Below are 21,112 nucleotides of genomic sequence, written 5' to 3' on the forward strand. Positions count from 1 at the left end.
GGGTCGTTGCTCAGTGCGTGCCGTCCGAGTTGTTGGACGGCGCCACGCCGCCGACCGACGCCTGCGCGCCGTCGGCCTGGGCCTGCGCCTTGAGCTTGTCCTTCTCCGCAGGGGTGAGCACGGGCGGCTCGGTGGAGGGCTGACGCTTGCCGAAGCCGTTGTACGGTGCCAGCGGCGGGCGCTTGACCACCCGGGAGCAGATGCGCGCCATGTCGGCGGTGGAGAGGGTTTCCTTCTCCATCAGCTCGAGCACGATGTTGTCCAGGACGTCCCGGTATTCCACCAGGATCTCCCAGGCCTCGTCGTGCGCCAGCTCGACAAGTGCCCGCATCTCACCGTCGATCTCGGCGGCCACCGAGTCCGAGTAGTCCCGCTCGTGGCCCATGTTGCGGCCGAGGAACGGCTCGTCCCCGCTGGTGCCGTACTTGATGGCCCCGAGCTTGGAGCTCATGCCGTACTGGGTGATCATCGCGCGGGCCAGTTGGGTGGCCTTCTCGATGTCGTTGCCGGCACCGGTGGTGGGCTCGTGGAAGACCAGTTCCTCAGCGGCCCGACCGCCCAGCGCGTACGCCAGGGTGTCGATCATTTCGGCGCGGGTCTGGGTGTACTTGTCTTCGGTCGGGAGCACCAGGGTGTGGCCCAGCGAGCGGCCACGGGACAGGATCGTCACCTTGTGCACCGGCGCGGCGTGCGGCAGCGCCCAGGCGACCAGCGCGTGGCCACCCTCGTGGTACGCGGTGATCTTCTTTTCCTGGTCGCTCATCACGCGGGTCCGTCGCTGCGGACCGGCGATCACCCGGTCGATCGACTCTTCGAGCGAGTCGTTGGTGATCGCGCGCTGGTCCTTACGGGCGGTGAGCAGGGCCGACTCGTTGATCACGTTGGCCAGGTCGGCGCCGCTGAAGCCAGGGGTGCGCCGGGCCACCGAGTCGAGGTCGACGTCGGGGGTGAACGGCTTGCCCTTGGCGTGCACCCGCAGGATGGCCTTGCGGCCCTCCATGTCGGGGGCGTCGACCGGGATCTGCCGGTCGAACCGGCCCGGACGCAGCAGCGCGGGGTCGAGGATGTCCGGCCGGTTGGTGGCGGCGATCAGGATGACCCCGCCCTTGGTGTCGAAGCCGTCCATCTCGACGAGCAGCTGGTTGAGCGTCTGCTCCCGCTCGTCGTGGCCGCCGCCCATGCCGGCGCCGCGGTGCCGGCCGACGGCGTCGATCTCGTCGACGAAGACGATCGCCGGGGCGTTCGTCTTGGCCTGCTCGAACAGGTCACGGACCCGGCTCGCGCCGACACCGACGAACATCTCGACGAAGTCGGAGCCGGAGATGGAGTAGAAGGGCACCCCGGCCTCGCCGGCGACCGCGCGGGCCAGCAGCGTCTTGCCGGTGCCGGGCGGGCCGAACAGCAGCACGCCCTTCGGGATCTTGGCGCCCAGGGCCTGGTACTTCGCCGGGTTCTGCAGGAAGTCCTTGATCTCGTGCAGCTCCTCGACGGCCTCCTCGGCACCCGCGACGTCCGCGAAGGTCGTCTTCGGAGTGTCCTTGGTGATCATCTTGGCCTTGGACTTGCCGAAGTTGAGCACCCGGGAGCCGCCGCCCTGCATCTGCGACATGAAGAACAGCAGCAGGAGGACGAGCAGCGCGATCGGCAGCAGGTTGACCAGCAGGCTCACCCAGATGCTGTCCGAGGAGACCTTGGCGTCGGCGGGGCCGGTGACCCGGTTGTTCGCCTTGGCGTCCAGCACCTCGTTCCAGATCTGGTCGCCAGCCTGGTACGGGAACTGGGCCTCGATCCGGTCGGTCTCGGTCTTGCCGAACTTCGTCTTCTGGGCCAGATCCAGCTGGAGCGTCTGCTCCTTGTCCTGGAAGACAACCTTATTGATCTTGGCGGTGTGCAGTTGATCGAGCGCAACGGAAGTGTCCACGCGGTGGTAGCTGGGACCAGCGGTGAACAGCTGACTGAGCACAACGGCGCCGAGGATGACCAGGATGATCCAGACCACCGGTCGGCGGAAGAAACGCGTACGTTCCATACTGTTGTCGAGCGCCGGAGCGCCCGCATCCTCCTGATCGACGTCCTGACCGTCTGATGGTGTCGCCGCGCTGAGCGGCGGCCGGAGCCGCCGTGCGGGCCGGCTCGACCCCGAGACGCGAAAACTGCCGCGCCGCGGTCATTCGACGGTACACCGTGTACGCGAGGAGTGAGCTTGCGAGCCCCGCAGTCGTACACAATCACAGCGGTGTGCGCGAGGGGTGAGCTTGCGAGCCCCGCAGTCGTGCACCATCAAAAGACCGAGGACGCCGACAGCGAGCCTGCGAGCCTCCGCACTCGGCGCGCCTTCGACATCGACGACACGCACCGTGGGCAGGCCCACCAGCCCCGCAGCCAACGTACGGCGAGTCCGGGTGGAGCCGGCGTGGCGAGGAGTCCGGCTCGGCCACCCGAACGCCCGGTCACGCGATCGAGGGGGTCGAGCGCGGAGTAACCTCCGGGCCACCGTGCTACACGGTAACCGCATCAGCTGAGAGCGCGCTGAACGTCGGCTTGATGGATGCCGATGCGAGTTGGGCTCATTACGCCCGAGGGGCCACCCCGACGGGGTGGGACCCGTGGTCAGGAGCGGGCGTAGACCTCGGGCTTGAGCACCCCGACGTAGGGCAACTCCCGGTAGCGCTCACCGAAGTCGAGGCCGTACCCGACCACGAACTCGGTGGGGATGTCGAAGCCGACGTACTTCACCGGGACCGGCACCTTCACCGCGTCCGGCTTGCGGAAGAGCGCGACCACCTCGACGCTCGCCGCCGACCGGGACTCGAGGTAGCGCAGCAGCCAGGAGAGCGTCAGGCCGGAGTCGACGATGTCCTCGACGACGACCACGTGCCGACCCGCGATGTCGCGGTCCAGGTCCTTGAGGATGCGGACGACCCCGGAGGAGGTGGTGCCCTGGCCGTAGGACGAGATGGCCATGAAGTCGAGCTCCGCCGGCGGGCCGTTGCGGCCCAGCGCCCGGGCGAAGTCCGCCATGAACATCACCGCACCCTTGAGGACGCACACCAGCAGCAGCCCGTCGCCCACGTGGGCGTAGTCGGCGGAGACCTGCTTGGCCAGCTCCGCCGTCTTCTCGCGGATCTGCGCCTCAGAGATGATCACGTGGTCGATGTCGGCGTCGTACCAGGAGCCGTCAGCCATGACTCCTAGCCTGCCGTACGTCTGCTGGCCTCCGTCGGCGGGGCCGCACCTTTTGGCGCGTTCCCGCCGAGGATTTTCTGGGCAAACAACGCCAATCACATCAGTTGGTACGTGACTGCCAGCGGCGGCCGTCGTCGCTGGGCTTCCAGTCGGCCGAGTCGTGGCTGTCGACGGTGAGGCCGGCCGCCGAGGCGGCAACGAGCAGGACGAGGAACAGGAGGAAGAACAGGAACTCCATGGCGGCGCTCGCTTTCGCATGGTTGCTGTCGGTTTCGCCGCCGGTGCGCACCGGACTGAGACCAGTCTGCGACCTGCCGGAGCAACCGGACAGTGGCAGGAATGCCATTGGTCATCGATTTACTGCCACCTGTCGGGTTACCCTCGTCACATGCTGCGGTCAGTTGCCGTCCTCGCCCTCGACCAGGTCGCTCCCTTCGAGCTCGGCGTACTCGCCGAGGTGTTCGGCACCGACCGGACGGCCGACGGTTTCCCCGCCTACCGCTTCCAGGTGTGCAGCCCCGACGGCGATCCCGTGCGGACCTCGTCCGGCTTCCACCTGACCCCACACGCGGACCTCGGCCCGGTCGACGAGGCCGACCTGGTGGCCATCCCCGCGCACAGCCAGGGCACCACCGTCCCCGGCCCGGTACTCGACGCGCTACGCCGTGCCGACGCCCGCGGAGCGCACCTGTTCAGCGTCTGCTCCGGAGCCTTCCTGCTCGGCGAGGCCGGCCTGCTCGACGACCGCGAGTGCACGACCCACTGGCGGTACGTGGACGAGCTGCAACGCCGCTACCCCCGCGCCCGGGTGCGCTGCAACTCGCTCTACGTCCAGGACGGCCGGCTCCTCACCAGCGCCGGCACCGCGGCCGGCATCGACGCGTGCCTGCACCTGATCCGCCAGGAACACGGCTCGGCCACCGCGACCCGGCTGGCCCGGCGGATGGTGGTCCCGCCGCACCGCGACGGCGGCCAGTCCCAGTACGTCGAGGCGCCCATCCCGAAGGCGCCCGAGGCACCCACCCTCGAACCGGTGCTGGAGTGGATGATGGGCCACCTGGACCGGACGATCACCGTGGAGGAGCTGGCCGCTCGCGCCGGCATGGCACCCCGCACGTTCGCCCGCCGGTTCCGCGCCGAAACCGGCACCACCCCGCACGACTGGCTCACCAACCAGCGGGTGCTGCTCGCCCGCCGGCTGCTGGAGGAGACCCCGTTGAGCGTGGAGGCGGTCGCCGACCAGTCCGGCTTCGGCGACGCCGCCGCGCTCCGGCACCACTTCAGCCGCCGGGTCGGCGCCACCCCGCACAGCTACCGGACCACCTTCCGGGACCGGGCACACAGCGGCTGACCGGACAGCTCAGCCCGGGGTCAGCCGGCCGTCGCGGCGCAGCACCCGGACACCCCCGGGCAGGTCGGCCGGGCCCTGACCGTGCCAATCGGTGACCAGGGCGTCCAGTGCGGCGACGTGCCGGTGCGACAGCGCGCCCGGAAGCGCGCCCAACTCACGGGCCCAGACGTGCAGCACCCGACCGCGTACGGCGGGCACCAGGCCCAGCAGCGCCGCAACGGACAGCCCTCCGTCGGGACACCGGGCCGCCGCCAGCGCCGCCCCCGCCAACTCGTCGAGCGCGGCGTTGTCGGCGGCCACCAGCCGGGCGGTACGCGCGAGGTTGTCCACCACGCCGGGACCGAGCGCCCGCACCAGCGCCGGCAGCAGGTCGGCCCGCACCCTCGACCGGGCGTACGACGGGTCGGTGTTGTGCGGGTCCTGCCACGGACTCAGCCCGAGCACGGCGCAGGCGGCCCGCGTCTGCTCCCGACCGACCTCCAGCAGCGGGCGCAGCAGCGGCACCCCGCCCAGATCCCGCCGGGCGGGCATCCCGGCCAGCCCGCGCGGGCCGGCGCCCCGGGCGAGCGCGAGCAGCACCGTCTCCGCCTGGTCGTCGCGGGTGTGCCCGGTGAGCACCGCTACCGCGTTCTGCTGCCGGGCCACCTCGGTCAGCGCCTGGTAGCGGGCCTCACGGGCAGCCGCCTCCGGCCCGCCGGGGCGCCCGGCCACCTGCACCCGGACCACGGTCGCCGACGCGAATCCAACCTCCCGACCCCAGGCGGCCACCGCCTCCGCGCGGGCCGCGGAGCCGTCCTGCAAGCCGTGGTCGACGGTGACGAGCGTCGCGGTACGGCCCAGCCGAGGTGCCACGAACACGGTGGCCGCAGCAAGCGCCAACGAGTCAGCCCCACCGGAGCAGGCGACCAGCACACCGCCGGACGGCAGACCGGTCAGGGCGCGGCGTACCGCCACCCGGATCGCGGCCACCGGCGGGGCGAGCGCGGCCACCGGCGGGTGATCAGCCGGCGGCCGGGACGGTGCCGGCCGGGCCGTGCACCCGCGCGACCCAGGCGTCCGGGTCGCCCAACTCCGACAGTCGGGGCAGGGTCAGCGGCGAGTTGAAGATCGAATTGAAGCCGTCCATGCCGACCCGCTCCACCACGCCGTGCACGAACTTGCGCCCCTCGGCGTACTGGCGCATCTTGACGTCCACCCCGAGCAGCCGGCGAATCGCCTTCTCCAGCGGGTTGCCCGCCTCCCGGCGACGGTTGAACGACGCCCGGATCCGCTCGACGCTCGGGATCACCTGCGGACCGACGCCGTCCATCACGAACTCGGCGTGCCCTTCCAGCAGGGTCATCAACGCGGTGAGCCGGTCCAGGACCGCCCGCTGCGCCGGGGTCTGCACGATGTCCAGCACGCTGGTGCGGCTCTCCGGGTCACGGACCGCCTCGGACAACGTGGCCACCCCGCGCCGCAACCGCTCGACCAGGTGCTCGCTCCCGCTGGACGAGGCGTCCACGAACGCCTGCACCTCGCTGAGGAAGTAGGCCCGCATCCACGGCACGGCCGTGAACTGGGTGCGGTGGGTGACCTCGTGCAGACACACCCAGAGACGGAAGTCCCGAGGATCGGCGCCGAGCTTGCGTTCCACCTCGACGATGTTCGGTGCGACGAGCAGCAGCTGGCCCGGCTCGGCCGAGAAGACCTCGTACTGGCCGAGCACCCGGCCGGAGAGGTAGGCCAGCACCGTGCCGGCCTGCACCCCGGTCAGCCGGGACCCGATCGCCTCGGTCAACGCTCCCGGTTGCTTGTCGCCGGAGAGCCGACTCACCAGCGGGGTGATCACCTCGCGGAGCCCGGCGATGTTGGTCGCCGCCCAGTCGCGGCGATCGACCACCCGGACCGGCGGATGCGACACCTGCGCCCGCAGCCCCGTGTAGTCGGCCACGTGCCCGGCCGCCTCGTCGGTCAGCCGGCGCAGGTCGCCGACCACGTCGGTGGCTTCGGCATACGACACGCGGGGGCCAGACTTGCTCAACGCCCCCGCCGTGGCGGCGGCCAGATCCCAGTCCACGAACTGCGCCATGGACCCACCGTACCCGCGCCGCGACACCCCGGCCCGGGCTCGCGCCCTCGATCGACACCGATGGCGACCGCGTCCCGCCGCAGCGGCGCAGGTCAGCCGCAGCCGCAACCGGCCAGCGCGGCGGTGATCCGGTCCAGCGCCGGCTGGGCGGTCTCCCTGCCCCCCGGCACCTTGTCGGTGAGCACCGCGAAGGTCAACAACCGACCGTCGGCGGTGGTGACCAGGCCCGCGATGGAGTGCACCTGGGTCAGCGTGCCGGTCTTGGCCCGGACGCTACCCGCGCCGGCGGCGGTGCCAGCGGTGTTGCGGTAGCGCTCGTTCAGCGTCCCGGACCAACCGCCCACCGGCAGACCACCGAAGACACCTGCCAACTCCGGGTGGTCCGGGCTGGCGGCCAACCGGATCAGATCGGTCAGCAGCGACGGGCTGATCCGGTTACGACGGGACAGGCCACTGCCGTCGGAGACGCTGATCTCGTCGGCGGGCAGGCCCAACTCCGCCACCTCGGCGTCCATGGCTGCGGCACCCCCGTCGAACGAGGCCGGCTGGTTGCGGGCCAACGCGACCTGACGGGCGAGCGCCTCGGCGACCAGGTTGTCGCTCTCGCTGATCATCACGTCCACGAGCCGGATCAGCGGCGGAGACTGCACCACGCCCAACTCGGTTCCCGGCGCCGGGCTGGGGCCCGCCGCGGCCTGGGCCGGGGCCGAGCCACGCTTCACGGCGTCGGTCGGCACTCCGAGCAACCGGGCGAACGCCTTGCCGGCGGCCAGGTCCGGCTCGGCGAAGCGCTGGGCGGACCCGTGTTCGACGCCCGGGTCCGTACGCGCGCCGTCGGTCATCAACGCGGTCACCGCGCCGCCCGACCCACCGGTGGGGATGTCGTCGTCCCAGCCGGGGCCGTAGACCGGCCCGGAGTAGACCGAGCCGTCGACGGTGACGCTCGTCGGCGGTGTCCCGCCGAGCGCGGAACGCACCTGGGCGGCCAGATCGTCGAGCCGTGCCGCGCCCGGGTAGTAGCCCTTCTTGTCGATCGCCAGGGTCGGGTCACCGCCACCGACGATCACCACCTCGCCAGCCTTCGCGCCGGCCACCGCACGAGTGGGGATCCGGTAGCCGGGCCCCCGGGCCGCCAGCACCGTCACCGCGGTCACCAGCTTGGTCACCGAGGCGGGGACGGTGCCGTCGTCCGCCCCCTTGGCGAACAGCGTCTGACCGGTGATCACGTCGGCGACCGAGACGTTCACCCGGTCACCCAGGGCGGCGACGCCGACCAGGGGATCGAGCACGGCACTGACCCCCTCGGGGGTGGGCACCGGGGCGTTCGAATCGGGGCCGGCCAGCACCTCCGACGGGGCGGGGTCCGGGGGCACGCCGCCCGCGTTCGGCCCGGCCGCGGCGTCGTCGCCCAGCCACCCGGCGACCGGGCCGGGACGGGTGATCACCACTGCGACGCTGGCGAGCACCAGCACGAGCACGGCGGCCAGCACCAGCGGCAACCGCCGGCGGCGCGACGCGGGCGAGGGCTGGGGGGTGGGCGTGGCGCCGGCCGGTGCCGGCAACGCGGAGATCGGCGGGCCCACCGGGGGGACCCCACCGGGGCCGGCACCGAACGACGGGCTGACCGGCGCCGGGCTGACCGGGACCGTGGCACTGCCGCGTGGCGGGCCGCTCACCGGCCGCTCACCGCCGGCTACCGGGAAGTGCCCGGTGTTCGGGGTCGGTGACGCCGGACCGGGCGGCGGACGCCAGGGCAGCGGCGGGGGCCGCTCGGGCACCGTCTCCGGTGCCGTGTTCGGTGCTTCGGGAGCCCGAGGGAGGTGAGCCTCCGGCACCGGGACCCGTCCCTTGGCACTGCCCGAGCCGGATCGTCCGGTACCGTGCGCGGAGCCCCCGTCCGGGCGGTAGTGTGAATCTTCCCTCCCCACGACCCCCTCCTCCCCCAGCGAAAATCGGCTTGGGTGACACTACTTCGGTCCGAAGACTATGCGGCGGCCGGAGTCGGCGGGTGGGCATTCACCTGTCCGGAGGGCAGCCAGTGGTTCCGTTAGCCAGCGTGGGCAGACGAGGGAGCGTGCAGATGGATTTCGACGTGACGGTTGAGATCCCCAAAGGTCACCGGAACAAGTACGAGGTGGACCACAAGACCGGCCGGATCCGGTTGGACCGCACGCTCTTCACCTCCACCCAGTACCCGGCCGACTACGGGTTCATCGAGGGCACGCTGGGCGAGGACGGCGACCCGCTGGACGCCCTCGTGCTGGTCCCCGAACCGACCTTCCCGGGTTGTCTGATCCGCTGCCGCACCATCGGCATGTTCCGGATGACCGACGAGAAGGGCGGGGACGACAAGGTCCTCTGCGTGCCCTACGAGGACCCGCGCCAGGAGCACCTGCGCGACATCCACCACCTGGGCGAGTTCGACCGCCTGGAGATCCAGCACTTCTTCGAGGTGTACAAGGACCTGGAGCCCGGCAAGTCGGTGGAGGGCGCGACCTGGGTCGGCCGCACCGAGGCCGAGGCCGAGATCGTGGCCTCCTACCAGCGGGCCAGGGACGCCGAGGCGCGCGGCGAGACCATCCACTGACACACCCTGACGCACCGGGCCCGAGGGTCGCTCAACCGAGCAGCCCCCGGGCCCGGTCGTACAGGTCGAGCACCGCGCAGGCGATCGGCACCACGGCGACCACCAGTGCCGTGTCGGTGAGGTCCGCGACCCTCCCGACGTACGGCGAGACCGGCCGGCGGGCGTACCCGGTGCCGCTGGCGACCGCCACCACGGCCAGTGCCGCCCCGCCGAGGACCAGCACCAACCGCCCGGTCTCGTCGGCCCGACCGACCAGCGCCGCGCCCAGCACCGCGTAGCCGGCCAGCCCGGCGAGCACCGTCGGCACCCGCTGCCGCAGCGCCACGAACAGCCGCGACCGCAGCAACAGCACGGCCGACGTGACCGCCACCAGCACCCGCCCGGCGGTGCCACCGGCAACCACGAGTACGACCGCTGTGGCCGCCCCCAGCAGGGCGTGGCCGATCAGCATCCCGGTGAGCATCTCCTCGGTGCGGATCACCGCGGCGTGCACCCGGCCCCGGTCCGGCAGGTCCCGGGCCCGCTCCGGCTCCGGCGCGGGCGTCGAAGCCGGCAGGGTGATCGGCGGCAGCGGCAACTTGCCCAGCCGGATGGCCAGCAGCGGAATCACGCCGACGGCGAAGACCAGTGCGCTGAGCAGCACCGCCGCCGTACCGGCCGTGGTCATCACCAGCGCACCGAGCGCGGCCCCCGCACCGATCAGCCCGACAGTGACACCGGCCACGAAGACCCGCAGTCGGCTGGCCACCCCGAGGAAACCGATCAGCGCCACCAGCAGCAGCGAGACCGAGCCGGCCAGCAGTTCCGGAGCGCCCACCCAGCGGGCCGGCCCGAACGGTCCGACCGGGTCGCCGGAGCCGACCGCCAGGGCTCCGGCCGTGAACGCGTAGGGCAGCGCGTAGCCGCCGAGCGTCGCCCCGGCGGCACCGTCGCCGTTGGCCCGGGAGGCCACCGTGGCGGCGACGGTGAGCACCAGCGCCACCGCGCCGGCCGCCAGCCAACCGGCCCGGTGGGTCGGTCCACCGGCGAGCAGCGCGAGCAGTCCGACAGCGAGCGGTACGGCAGCACCGGCCAGACCGGCCGCCCGGGTGGCGGTGGGCGACCAGGCGCCACCCCGGCGACGGGCACCCTCGGCGATCGCCTCGATGACGTCGTCGTACTCCAACTCGGGCCAATGGGCGCGGGCCGGCACGAGGTGCAGCACCTCACCGTCGCGGACCCCCTGCGGCAACAACGCCTGTGCCGTCACCAGCAGCGCCCCGTCGGTGCGGCGGAGCACCCAACCGCCGTGCTGCTCGCCGTCGTCGGCCAGCCCGACACCGGCGTGTCGGAGCACGTCGGGCAGCAGCTCGGCCAGCGGCACCTGCTCCGGCAGGGCGACGTCCACCCGTCGTTGCGGCGCGCTGATGGTGACGCGTGCCAGCCCGGTAGTCATCGACTGATCTCCATATCGAGTGGGATCGGAGGCTGCGCGGACGACAGGACTTTACCTACCATGAGCCAGGCTCGGGTTACCCAGCGCTGTCAGGAGGCCGAGTGTCCACCGTCGTCATCAAGCGCCCACCACGCCGACCAGCGCCGGAGATTCCCGCCGGTGAGGTGTCGGTGGACGCGCCGCCGGAGATCCCCGTGGTGACCGGTGGACGGTGGCAGCAGATGCTCATGGTGCTGCCCATGCTCGGCGGCACGGTGGCGATGGCGATGATGTTCGGCCGCGGGGGTGGCGCCTACTCGTACGTGGTGGGCGGAATGTTCGGGCTCTCCTCGTTGGCGATGCTGGTGACCTCCTGGGGCAGCGCCTCCGGCACCCCGAAGAAGTCCGAGATGATGGCCGCCCGCAGGGAGTACCTGCGCCACCTGGCCACGCTGCGGCGGCGGGTCCGGCGGACCGCCGGCCAACAACGGGCCGGGCTCTACTACCGGCACCCGGATCCGGGTCGGCTCTGGTCGACGGTGGACAGCCACCGGGTCTGGGAGCGGCGTCCCGCCGACCGGGATTTCGCCGTGGTACGCGTCGCCGTCGGGCCGCAGACCCTCGCCACGCCACTCGTCCCACCGGTCACCCGACCGTTGGAGGAGCTTGAGCCGATGACCGCCGGCGCGCTGCGCCGCTTCCTGGACGCGTACTCAGTGGTGCCGGACCTGCCGGTGGCGCTGTCGCTGCGCAGCTTCGCCCGGGTGCACGTGCGACCCGCCGGCCGCACCCCGGCGACCACCCCGACCACCGGCGCGCCCCCCAGCGCGGACCCGGCGGCGCAGGCGCTGGTCCGGGCCGTTCTGACCCAACTGGCGGTCTTCCACGCCCCCGACGAACTGCTCGTCGCGGTCTGCGCCGGGCCGGAACGCCGTGCCTGCTGGGAGTGGGTGAAGTGGCTCCCGCACGCCCACCACCCCACCCGCACCGACGCGCTCGGCCCGGTACGGCTGGTCACCAGCTCCGCCGCCGAACTGGAGTCGCTGCTGGCCGACGTGCTGGCCACCCGGTCCCGGTTCAGTCCGGCCGGCCCGGCCACCGACGGCCCGCACGTGGTGGTGGTCCTCGACGGCGGCGACCTGACCGGGGCCAGTGAGCTGACCGGCGACGGCGGCATCGACGCGGTCACCGTGCTGGACCTGGACACTCCGCCGCCCCGACTGCTGGACCGGTACGCGCTGCTGTTGGAGTTGCACGGCCGACGGCTGCACTCGTGGTCGTCCGACGGGCACGCCGAGGTGGGCACCGCCGACCAGTTGGACCTGGCCGACGCCGAGGCGGTCGCCCGACGGTTGGCGCCGCTGCGCCTCGCCGGCACGGCCCGTGGGCCGGACGCCCCGTTCCAGGCCGACCTGGGTCTGCCCGAGCTGCTCGGTCTCGGCGACCCGGAGAGCTTCACAGCGGAACAGGGCTGGTTGCCGCGTTCGGCACGAGACCGGTTGCGGGTGCCGATCGGGGTGGGCGCCGACGGCGGCGCCATCGAGCTGGACCTCAAGGAGTCCGCCCAGGACGGCATGGGCCCGCACGGCCTGCTCATCGGGGCGACCGGGTCCGGCAAGTCCGAGCTGCTCCGCACGCTGGTGCTGGGGCTCGCCGCCACGCACAGCTCCGAGCAGCTCAACTTCGTGCTGGTCGACTTCAAGGGTGGGGCCACCTTCGCCTCGTTCGACCGGCTGCCGCACACCGCGGCCGTGATCACCAACCTGGCCGACGCGTTGCCACTCGTCGACCGCATGGTGGACGCGATCAACGGGGAGCTGGTCCGCCGTCAGGAGTTGCTGCGACGCGCCGGCAACTTCGCCAGCGTGCGCGACTACGAGCGGGCCCGGGCGGCCGGCAGCCCGCTCGCACCGCTGCCGTCACTGCTGCTGATCTGCGACGAGTTCTCCGAACTGCTCTCCGCCAAGCCCGACTTCATCGACCTGTTCGTGCAGATCGGCCGACTGGGCCGGTCGCTCGGCGTGCACCTGCTGCTCGCCAGCCAACGGTTGGAGGAAGGCCGGCTCCGTGGGTTGGACACCCACCTGTCGTACCGGATCGGGTTGCGCACCTTCTCGGCGCTGGAGTCCCGCACGGTGCTCGGCGTCGCGGACGCCCACGAGCTGCCCCGCTCGCCGGGCCACGGCTACCTGCGCGCCGGCACCGACCCGCTGGCCCGCTTCAAGGCCGCGTACGTCTCCGGTGCCGTCCGCCGACGAACCGCACCGGGCGTCGCCGCCGCCGAGGGGGGCGCCCGGCTGCTCACCTTCACCACCCACGTCGTACCGGTGGCCGAGCCGGCGTCCCCGGTCGTACCGGTCGTGACGGAGGAGGAGGGGGGCAGCACGCTGCTCGACCTGCTGGTGGACCGGCTCGTCGGGCAGGGCCCCCCGGCGCACCAGGTGTGGCTCGCACCGCTCGGTCAGCCGCCGGCCCTGGACGAGGTGCTCGGCCCGGTCGAGGTGCACCCGAAGCGCGGGCTCACCGTCGGCAACCCGGAGCTGCACGGCGCACTCGGCGTACCGATGGCGATCGTGGACAAACCCTTGGAACAGCGCCGGGACCTGCTCTGGCTGGCGCTGGACGGCGCCGCCGGGCACGTCGCGGTGGTCGGTGCGCCACAGAGCGGCAAGTCCACCGCCCTGCGCACGCTGATCTGCGCGCTGACGCTCACCCACACGCCGGCCGAGGTGCAGGTCTACTGCCTCGACTTCGGTGGCGGCGGGCTGGCCGCACTGCGCGACCTCCCGCACGTGGGCGGTGTGACCGGCCGCGCCGACCCGACCGCGGTACGACGCACCGTCGGCGAGATGACCACCCTGCTGGTCGATCGGGAACGCCGCTTCGCGGAGTTGGGCGTGGAGTCGATGGCCGCGTACCGGCAGCGGCGAGCGGCGGCGGGGACGGCCGGCCAGCCGGGCGTCGACCCGTACGGTGACGTGTTCCTGGTGATCGACGGGTGGAGCACCATCCGCGGCGAGTACGACGACCTGGAGCCACTCGTCACCGACCTGGCCACCCGGGGCCTGTCGTACGGACTGCACGTGGTCGCCACCGCGCTGCGCTGGCTGGACTTCCGCCCGGCGATCCGGGACCTGTTCGGCTCCCGACTGGAGCTGCGCCTGGGCGACCCGGCCGACTCGCTGGTGGCCCGGCGTGCCGCCGCGAACGTGCCGGAGCGCCCCGGCCGAGGGGTGACCGCGGAGGGCCTGCACTTCCTCACCGCACTGCCTCAGCTCGGTACCGCCGGTGGCGACACCGCCGATCTGGTCAAGCGGGCCGCCGAGGGGTGGGCGGGTCCCGTGGCGCCCCGGGTGCGGCTGCTCCCGCCGGCGCTGCCGTACGCCGATCTGGACCTCACCTCGACGACCGGGCTGCGGCTGCCGATCGGGATCGCGGAGGCGGACCTGCGCCCGGTGCTGCTCGACTTCGCCGCCGAGCCGCACTTCGTGGTCTTCGGGGACTCGGAGTGCGGCAAGTCGTCGTTCCTGCGCGCGCTGGCCACGTCGATCATCACCCGGTTCACTCCCGAGCAGGCCCGGGTGATCCTCGTCGACTATCGGCGCAGCCTGCTCGGCGCGATCGAGACACCACATCTGATCGGGTACGGCACCGCCGCCGCGCACACCGCCGACCTGATCGAGTCGGCCGCCGGTTACCTGGAGCGGCGGGCACCGGGGCCGGAGGTCACCCCGCAGCAGCTGCGGGACCGGTCCTGGTGGTCCGGGCCGGAGCTGTTCGTGCTGGTGGACGACTACGACCTGGTGGCGGCGGGGCCGGCGAACCCGTTGCGGGCGCTGGAGGAGCACCTGCCGCACGCCCGGGATATCGGACTGCACCTGGTGCTGGTCCGCCGTTCCGGTGGGGCGGGCCGCGCCCAGTACGAGCCGATCGTGCAGCGTCTGCGGGAGCTGTCCACCGCCGGCCTGGTGATGGCGGGCAGCCCCGAGGAGGGCGCGCTCGTCGGGCCGGTCCGGCCCGGACCACTGCCGCCGGGGCGTGGCCGACTGGTCACCCGACGGGAGGGCGTACGCCTCGTTCAGCTGGCGCATCTGCCGCCGCAATGAGCTGACTCGCCGGTTCTTCCCGTGACGGGTGGGGAAACCGGTAATCTCCGATCGTCATGGTTCCGTCGGGATGAATGGCTGGGGATGTGACTGGGGTGCGGCACAGCGGTCCGTCAGCGGCCCGACGAACGACCGGCCGAGTGCTGCTCGGCGTCGCCGCGGCGCTCGCCGTCGTGGCACCCACCGCGGCGGCCGTGCCGGTCGCCGCGCCCACGAACGGTGGACAGCTCGCCGGCGCGCCGATGGCGTTCGCCCCCGGTGACGCCGTCGCCCGCACCGACCAGGTCCGCGATGAGCAGTGGCAGCTCGACGAGTTGCAGGCCGAAACGGCGTGGCGCAGCTCGACCGGGCGGGGCGTGACCGTGGCGGTGGTCGACTCCGGAGTGGACGGCACGCATCCCGACCTGGTCGGTCAGGTGCTCCCCGGCAAGGACCTGGTCGGCACCGGCGGCGCTCCGGGCCCGGACCCGGTGGGCCACGGCACCACTGTCGCCGGCCTGATCGCCGGGCGCAGTGACGACAAGCGGGGCGTGGTCGGCCTGGCACCGGACGCCCGGATCCTGCCGGTCCGGGTGCTGGACGAGGAGAACCGTTACGACGACGCGCTGATCGTCGCCCAAGGCGTGCGCTGGGCGGTCGACAACGGCGCCCGCGTGATCAACTTGTCGCTGGGTGGCAGCGGCGACAGCCCGGCCCTGGCCGCCGCCCTGGACTACGCGTTCGTCCGGGACGTGGTCGTGGTTGCCTGCACCGGCAACCTGGCCACCTCCACCAGCACCAAGGTCTGGTATCCGGCTCGGGAGCCGGGTGTGATCGCGGTGGCCGGTCTCGAACGCAGCAGCGACAACCTGTGGTCCGGGTCGATCACCGGCCGGGCGACGGTGCTCACCGCCCCCGCCAGCGGGCTGGTCGGCGCCAAGCCGCCCAGCGGGTACTGGCGGGTGCAGGGCACCAGCTTCGCCGCGCCGCTGGTGGCCGCCACCGCCGCGCTGGTCCGGTCCCGTTATCCGCAGATGCCGGCGGGTGAGGTGGTCAACCGGTTGTTGGCCACCGCCCGGGACCTCGGCCCGACCGGGCGGGACGACCGCTTCGGGTACGGGGTGGTCGACCCGGTGGCCGCGTTGACCGCCCAGGTGCCGCCGGTGACCGTCAACCCGCTCGACGATCAGACGTCGCCGGGCGTGACCGGCTTCGGTCCGGCGCCCGGCTCGGTCGACGACGGTCCGGTGTCCGGTGCCGGTAGCGATCCCCTGGGTCTCGCCGCGTCCGGTCAGCAGAGCCGATGGACGGCTCGGGCGGCGGGCGGTGCGGACACCCCCGCGCCGGAGCAACTGGCGACCACCGTCGTGCTCCTGGTCGCGCTGGTCGCCGGGGCGGCGCTGGTGGTTCGCCGGCTCCGCCAGCGGACCCGTTGATCGCAGCCAACCGGTAGGCCTGACCGGCCGTCTGGTCGGGTAGAACAAGGTCATGAGGACGCACCGGCCGCCCACGCTCGCCCCCACCGGCCGGCCGTCGTGGCGGCACCGCCGATTCGACCCGGACCACGCGCTGGGGCTACGGCTCACGCTCGCCGCGACGGCGGCGTTTCTGGTGCTGGTGCCGTTCGCGCTGCTCACACTGCTGGTGCTCGACGCCTGGGCACCGCTGCACCGGTTGGACACGACGGTCACCGACGCGCTGCACGGCTACGCCCAGGATCATCCCGCGTGGGTGGTGCTGATGCGGGTCTGGACCGAGGTGTTCGCCCCGATGCCGCTGCGCGCCGTCGTCCTGCTCCTGGTGGTCTGGTTGCTGCGCCGGGGCGCCCGCCGCCTGGCCCTCTGGGCGGCCACCACCATGGTCGTCGGCGGGTTGCTCGGTCCGCTGCTCAAGCTGCTGGTCGGCCGGGACCGACCGGAGCTGCTGGACCCGGTGGCCCGGGCCGCCGGTTACTCGTTCCCCTCCGGGCACGCGCTGAACGCCACCCTGGCCGCCGGGGTGCTGCTGCTGGTGCTCCTTCCGTACGCCCGGCGGTGGCCGGCGCGGGTGGCGCTCTGGGTCGCGGCGGTGCTGCTCACCGTGGTGACGGGCCTGAGCAGGGTGGCGCTCGGCGTGCACTTCACCAGCGACGTGGTGGGTGGATGGCTGCTCGGGGTGGCGGTGGTCGCGGCCACCACCGCCGCGTTCACCAGTTGGCGGGCACACACCGGGCTGCGGCCGGTCCAACCGATTCGCGACGGCGTCGCTCCCGAGGTCGAGCGGCACCCCGGGGCTGCCTGAGGACTGACGACGGGGCCGGCCGGGTACTGGCGCACCCATGTCCGACCTCGTGCTCCAGATCGTTCGGCGGGTGCTGCTGCCGGTGTCCCTCCTGCTCGGACTCATGGTGCTGCTCGGGGTGCTGGTCACCCGGGTGTTCGCCCGCACCTGGCCGTTCACCGCAGAGGACACGGTGAACCGGGAACTGGCCGCCGACCGCACCGGTGACTGGAACAACGTCTCGCTGGTGTTCAGCACGCTGGCCAGCACCCAGATGATCGTCGTGGTGACAGTGCTGGTGGCGTTGGCGCTGCGGCTCTGGCTGAAGCGTTGGCGCGAGCCGCTGTTCCTGTGCGCGGCGGTGACCGCCCAGGCGCTGGTGTTCCTGCTGACCACTCTCGCGATCGACCGGCGGCGGCCGGCGGTGGAACACATGGACGTCTCGCCACCGACGTCGAGCTTTCCGTCCGGGCACACCTCGGCGGCGGTGGCGCTCTACGTCGGCATCGCCGTGCTGATGGCGCTGCGCGCCCGGAGCACCGGGGCGAAGGTCGCCTGGTGGACGCTGCTGCTGATGGTGCCGCTGGGCGTGGCGCTGACCCGGATGTACCGGGGGATGCACCATCCGAGCGACGTGGTGGCGTCCTTCGTCAACGGCGGCACCTGCGTCGCGATCATGGCTCGTGCGGTGCTGGACCGGGGGCTGCGATGGGGTCGGGCGAAGTTGCCGACGGCCGGGAGTCGCGCTCTGCCCGCTCAGACCTGAGCTGACCCGCGGCGACTCAGGTGCACTCGCCGGTGCCGACCTGCCGGTTGCGTTCGGCTCCCGCCAACGCCACCGGACGGGCCTCGGCCGCCGTCACCGCGAAACCGGTGTTCGGGTCGTCCGACGCCGCCGCGAAGATCACGCCGAGCACCAGGCCGTTGGCGGAGAGCAGCGGACCGCCCGAGTTGCCGCTGCGGACCAGCGCCCGGATCGTGTAGATCTCCCGGGTCACCTCGTTGGCGGAGTAGATGTCCGGGCCCTTGATCCGGTCGACGTCCCGGACCCGTGCCGACTGCGCGTTGTACGGGCCGTCGAGCGGGAAGCCGAGCACGATGGCGTCGGCGCCGCTGCCCGCGTTGCCGGCGGCGAACCGTAGGGACGGTCCGGGCAGTCCGGGTACCAGCAGCACCGCCAGGTCGCGGTTCGGGTCGTAGACGACCACCTTGCCGTCGTACCGCTCGCCGCCCAGCTCCACGGCGACCGAGCGGGTGCCGGCCACGACGTGCGCGTTGGTCATCACCCGGTCGTCCGCGTAGACGAACCCGGAACCCTCGATCCGGCGCGAACAACTGGGCGCCGAGCCGAGCACCTTGACGACCGACTGCTGACCGCTGACCACCACCTGCGAGCCGGCCAGTGCCGGGTCCGGCGGGTCGACCTGCCGGGCCCGGGTAGGCGCCAGGTCGCCGAAGACGTCCGGGAAGCCGTCGGTGTCGACGGTGTCCTCCAACGCCGTGGACAACCGGTGGGCCTGCTCCGGTAGGACCTGGTTGACCACCGTGATCAACGCGCTGTTGCGGACCGAGGCGGCGAGCCAGGGCACCGAGGACGAGCCGAGCGGCACGGCCACCAGCCAGGCCAGCAGGAGCACCGCGAACAGCGAGACCAACGCCCCTCCGACGTCGTCGGCCCGTTTGCCCACGTCGCTGGTGATCGTCTTGCGCAGGTGCGAGCCGAGCCAACCGGCGAGCGCCTGCCCGACCACCGCCAGCCCGAAGATGGCCACGAGCGAGATCAGCACGCGGGTGCCGGCGTCCACGAACTGTCTGGCGAACAGCGGCCCGAGCTGGAGACCCAGCAGGAGACCCAGGAAGAAGCCGGACAACGACGTGACGCCGATGACGAAACCCTGGCGGTATCCGCTGATCGCGAACACGAGCATGAGCAGCAGCAGGACGAGATCCACGACGGACACGGGTCAAGCGTACGGGCAGTGTGCCCGGCGGATGACCATCGCTTGCGGAAGGTGACCGTGCGGTCAGCGCAAGGCGTTCTCGTCGGCCTCTTCGGTGCCGGCGGACGGGGCCGGTGTCGCCCCGCTCGGCGGAAGTTCCAGCACCCGGCCCGGCGACCACGGACGCGCCCAGCCGCCCATCTCGAGCAGGGTGGCGAGCACCCCCGCGGTGAAGCCCCAGACGAGCATCCCACGCGCCGAGAACGCCGGCCCGATCCAGCCGCTCGGGTGGCGGACCCGCAGTCGGTTGGCCGGATCGACCAGCTCGCTCACCGGCAGCCGGGCGACGTGTGCCACCTCGGCCGGCTCCCGTGGGTGCACCGGGTGCGGGTCGTGCCACCAGGCCAGCACCGGCGTGACCACGAAGTCGCTGACCGGGATCCACAGTTTCGGCAGCTCGGCCAGCACCGTCACGCTGGCCGGGTCGAGGCCCACCTCCTCGTTCGCCTCACGCAGGGCGGTGGCACGGACGTCGGCGTCCTCCGGGTCGGCCGCACCGCCGGGGAAGGCCGGCTGACCGGCGTGGTTGCGCAGGTTGGCGGCGCGTTGCAGGACCAGCACGTCGGGGCCCACGCCGGGCTGCTCGCCGAGCAGCACCAGCACAGCGCTCTCCCGACCGCCCTCGGCCGGGGTGGTGAGCCGGGTGAAGTCCTCGGCGCGGGCGGTGCCCAGCCGGGTCAGCAACGGTTCGATCCACTCGGGTGGCCGACGGGTCACGCCGGCACCGCCAGGTTGAGGTGCTGGCGGACCAGCGTGGCGAGCGTGGCGTCGTCGAGAGCGCCGGTGGCGTCGATGTGCCGGATCTGACCGTCGGCGGCGACGAAGAGGGTCAGCGGAATGGCGTTGCGCCTCAGCTCCCGCTGCAGCGCCTCACCCTGGTCCACCAGCATCGGGAACCGGACGCCGAAGTCCTCGCCGATGGACTGGGCGCCGCTGCGGCTGTCCCGGCTGTTGATTCCGACCACCTGGAGCTGACCGGCGGCCCGCTCGCTGAGGCGTTGGAACGCCGGCAACTCCTTGCGGCACGGCGGGCACCACGACGCCCACACGTTGATCACCGCCGGTCCGGCCACCGCCCCCAGCGCGACGGGGGCACCGCCGGTGAAGCAGGAGAGCGTCAGCGCCGGCAGTGCCTGCCCACCGGCGGCGGGCGCTGACGTGCCGGAGCCGGGGGTCGCGGAGGTCGACGCGCCGGAGCCAGGGGTCGCGGCCGTGGGCGCGGTGCTCAGCGTGGCGCAGTCCCGGAACGGCGATGGCCGCTCGGCGGCGGCCGGACGGGGGGCCGGCTCGTCGTCGGCGGTGCCGCTGGTGCAGGCGGTGACGGCCAGCAGCAGTGGCAGGACGGCGAGGGCGAGGCGGCGGTTCACGGCACCTCCGCCGTGACCGCCTGCGCGGGCACCAACTCCGGGTCGACCCCGGCGGCCACCGCGAGGTCGCGTGCCCGAGGGCCCTTGAGCAGCTTGGCGGCGGCTGCCGGCTCGGTCGGGCCGGTGCCGTACGAGGGGCAGAGCCTGGCGAGCGTGCACGCCCCGCAGGCCGGTTTGCGGGCGTGGCAGACCCGTCGCCCGTGGAAGATGATCCGGTGCGAGAGCATGGTCCAGTCGCGCTTGTCGTACAGCGCGCCGATCGCGTGCTCGATCTTGACCGGGTCGGTCTCGGTGGTCAGCCCCCACCGGTGGACCAGCCGTTGGAAGTGCGTGTCGACGGTGATGCCCGGGACGTCGAAGGCGTTGCCGAGGATCACGTTGGCGGTCTTGCGGCCGATGCCGGGGAGCGTCACCAGGTCGACGAGCCGGCCGGGGACCTTGCCGTCGTACCGGTCGAGGAGGGCCTGACCGAGCTTGAGCAGCGAGTCGGTCTTGTTGCGGTAGAAGCCGGTGGGCCGGATCAGCTCCTCCATCTCGCCCCGGTCGGCGCCGGCGTACGCGGCCGCGTCGGGATAGCGGGCGAAGAGCTTCGGGGTGACCTCGTTGACTTTCTTGTCCGTGCACTGCGCGGACAGGATCGTGGCGACGGCCAACTCCAGAGCGTTGGAGTGGTCCAGCTCGCAATGCGCGTCGGGGTGCGTCTCGGCCAGCACCCGGCCGATCTTGCGGGCACGGCGTTTGCGCCCGAGATCGGTCTCGCTGGCACCGGGAGGGCTACTGGTCACGACGGTC

Annotated in this window: 17 protein-coding genes; 6 read left to right on the forward strand and 11 right to left on the reverse strand. The window is 72.6% G+C overall.

Going from position 1 to position 21,112, the window contains the following annotated elements; all coding sequences use genetic code 11:
- Positions 1-10: 10 nt before the first annotated feature.
- The 3 genes from ftsH to AB0C03_RS10730 all read right to left on the reverse strand — a co-directional run bounded on the left by ftsH (position 11) and on the right by AB0C03_RS10730 (position 3,424).
- Complete coding sequence (gene ftsH / locus AB0C03_RS10720) at positions 11-2,029, reverse strand: ATP-dependent zinc metalloprotease FtsH (protein WP_279515393.1); 2,019 nt, start codon at positions 2,027-2,029, stop codon at positions 11-13.
- Positions 2,030-2,610: 581 nt separating this feature from the next.
- Positions 2,611-3,186 carry a hypoxanthine phosphoribosyltransferase gene (gene hpt / locus AB0C03_RS10725; protein ID WP_030328005.1) on the reverse strand — a complete coding sequence of 192 codons (576 nt, stop codon included), beginning with the start codon at positions 3,184-3,186 and terminating at the stop codon, positions 2,611-2,613.
- A gap of 100 nt (positions 3,187-3,286) precedes the next feature.
- On the reverse strand, positions 3,287-3,424 hold the full coding sequence (locus AB0C03_RS10730; protein WP_167337263.1) for a hypothetical protein: 138 nt from the start codon (positions 3,422-3,424) through the stop codon (positions 3,287-3,289).
- A gap of 150 nt (positions 3,425-3,574) precedes the next feature.
- Here AB0C03_RS10730 and AB0C03_RS10735 point away from each other — a divergent pair, with 150 nt between their 5' ends.
- A complete protein-coding gene (locus AB0C03_RS10735) occupies positions 3,575-4,537 on the forward strand; it encodes a GlxA family transcriptional regulator (protein WP_357636059.1) in 963 nt (320 codons plus the stop codon).
- A 9-nt stretch (positions 4,538-4,546) separates the two neighbouring features.
- Here AB0C03_RS10735 and tilS read toward each other — a convergent pair whose 3' ends face one another.
- From tilS to dacB, 3 genes are all read right to left on the reverse strand, one after another.
- Positions 4,547-5,527, reverse strand: a complete 981-nt coding sequence (tilS, locus tag AB0C03_RS10740; RefSeq protein ID WP_357636062.1) for a tRNA lysidine(34) synthetase TilS — start codon at positions 5,525-5,527, stop codon at positions 4,547-4,549.
- Positions 5,528-5,537: 10 nt separating this feature from the next.
- Positions 5,538-6,608 carry a zinc-dependent metalloprotease gene (locus AB0C03_RS10745; protein WP_030328010.1) on the reverse strand — a complete coding sequence of 357 codons (1,071 nt, stop codon included), beginning with the start codon at positions 6,606-6,608 and terminating at the stop codon, positions 5,538-5,540.
- A gap of 92 nt (positions 6,609-6,700) precedes the next feature.
- Positions 6,701-8,191, reverse strand: a complete 1,491-nt coding sequence (dacB, locus tag AB0C03_RS10750; protein WP_307857756.1) for a D-alanyl-D-alanine carboxypeptidase/D-alanyl-D-alanine endopeptidase — start codon at positions 8,189-8,191, stop codon at positions 6,701-6,703.
- Between the two features lie 497 nt (positions 8,192-8,688).
- On the opposite strand from dacB, the gene AB0C03_RS10755 reads away from it, so the two are divergent.
- Positions 8,689-9,195 (forward strand): inorganic diphosphatase, encoded by a 507-nt coding sequence (locus AB0C03_RS10755; RefSeq protein ID WP_030328015.1) that lies wholly within the window; start codon positions 8,689-8,691, stop codon positions 9,193-9,195.
- A gap of 31 nt (positions 9,196-9,226) precedes the next feature.
- Here the strand turns inward: AB0C03_RS10755 and eccD are convergent, their stop codons facing one another.
- On the reverse strand, positions 9,227-10,630 hold the full coding sequence (gene eccD, locus AB0C03_RS10760; RefSeq protein ID WP_357636065.1) for a type VII secretion integral membrane protein EccD: 1,404 nt from the start codon (positions 10,628-10,630) through the stop codon (positions 9,227-9,229).
- Positions 10,631-10,731: 101 nt separating this feature from the next.
- On the opposite strand from eccD, the gene eccCa reads away from it, so the two are divergent.
- The 4 genes from eccCa (at position 10,732) to AB0C03_RS10780 (ending at position 17,719) form a co-directional block, all read left to right on the forward strand.
- The gene (gene eccCa / locus AB0C03_RS10765) at positions 10,732-14,715 is read left to right on the forward strand and encodes a type VII secretion protein EccCa (RefSeq protein ID WP_357636068.1); all 3,984 of its coding nucleotides are present in this window, start codon (positions 10,732-10,734) and stop codon (positions 14,713-14,715) included.
- Between the two features lie 74 nt (positions 14,716-14,789).
- On the forward strand, positions 14,790-16,130 hold the full coding sequence (gene mycP / locus AB0C03_RS10770; protein WP_357636071.1) for a type VII secretion-associated serine protease mycosin: 1,341 nt from the start codon (positions 14,790-14,792) through the stop codon (positions 16,128-16,130).
- 52 nt (positions 16,131-16,182) lie between these two features.
- Positions 16,183-16,974, forward strand: a complete 792-nt coding sequence (locus AB0C03_RS10775; RefSeq protein ID WP_357636074.1) for a phosphatase PAP2 family protein — start codon at positions 16,183-16,185, stop codon at positions 16,972-16,974.
- A gap of 37 nt (positions 16,975-17,011) precedes the next feature.
- Positions 17,012-17,719, forward strand: coding sequence for a phosphatase PAP2 family protein (locus AB0C03_RS10780; protein WP_357636077.1), 708 nt, complete (start codon positions 17,012-17,014; stop codon positions 17,717-17,719).
- A 16-nt stretch (positions 17,720-17,735) separates the two neighbouring features.
- Here AB0C03_RS10780 and AB0C03_RS10785 read toward each other — a convergent pair whose 3' ends face one another.
- The 4 genes from AB0C03_RS10785 to nth form a co-directional block, all read right to left on the reverse strand.
- A complete protein-coding gene (locus tag AB0C03_RS10785; RefSeq protein ID WP_030328027.1) occupies positions 17,736-18,914 on the reverse strand; it encodes a MarP family serine protease in 1,179 nt (392 codons plus the stop codon).
- A 63-nt stretch (positions 18,915-18,977) separates the two neighbouring features.
- The gene (locus tag AB0C03_RS10790) at positions 18,978-19,670 is read right to left on the reverse strand and encodes an NUDIX hydrolase (protein WP_030328028.1); all 693 of its coding nucleotides are present in this window, start codon (positions 19,668-19,670) and stop codon (positions 18,978-18,980) included.
- Positions 19,667-20,320 (reverse strand): TlpA family protein disulfide reductase, encoded by a 654-nt coding sequence (locus AB0C03_RS10795; RefSeq protein WP_030328030.1) that lies wholly within the window; start codon positions 20,318-20,320, stop codon positions 19,667-19,669. Before AB0C03_RS10795 ends, AB0C03_RS10790 begins: the two co-directional genes overlap by 4 nt.
- Positions 20,317-21,105 carry an endonuclease III gene (gene nth / locus AB0C03_RS10800; protein WP_357636082.1) on the reverse strand — a complete coding sequence of 263 codons (789 nt, stop codon included), beginning with the start codon at positions 21,103-21,105 and terminating at the stop codon, positions 20,317-20,319. Before nth ends, AB0C03_RS10795 begins: the two co-directional genes overlap by 4 nt.
- Positions 21,106-21,112 lie beyond the last annotated feature (7 nt).

The sequence above is a fragment of the Micromonospora parva genome (assembly GCF_040649675.1).
Taxonomy (GTDB): domain Bacteria; phylum Actinomycetota; class Actinomycetes; order Mycobacteriales; family Micromonosporaceae; genus Micromonospora; species Micromonospora parva.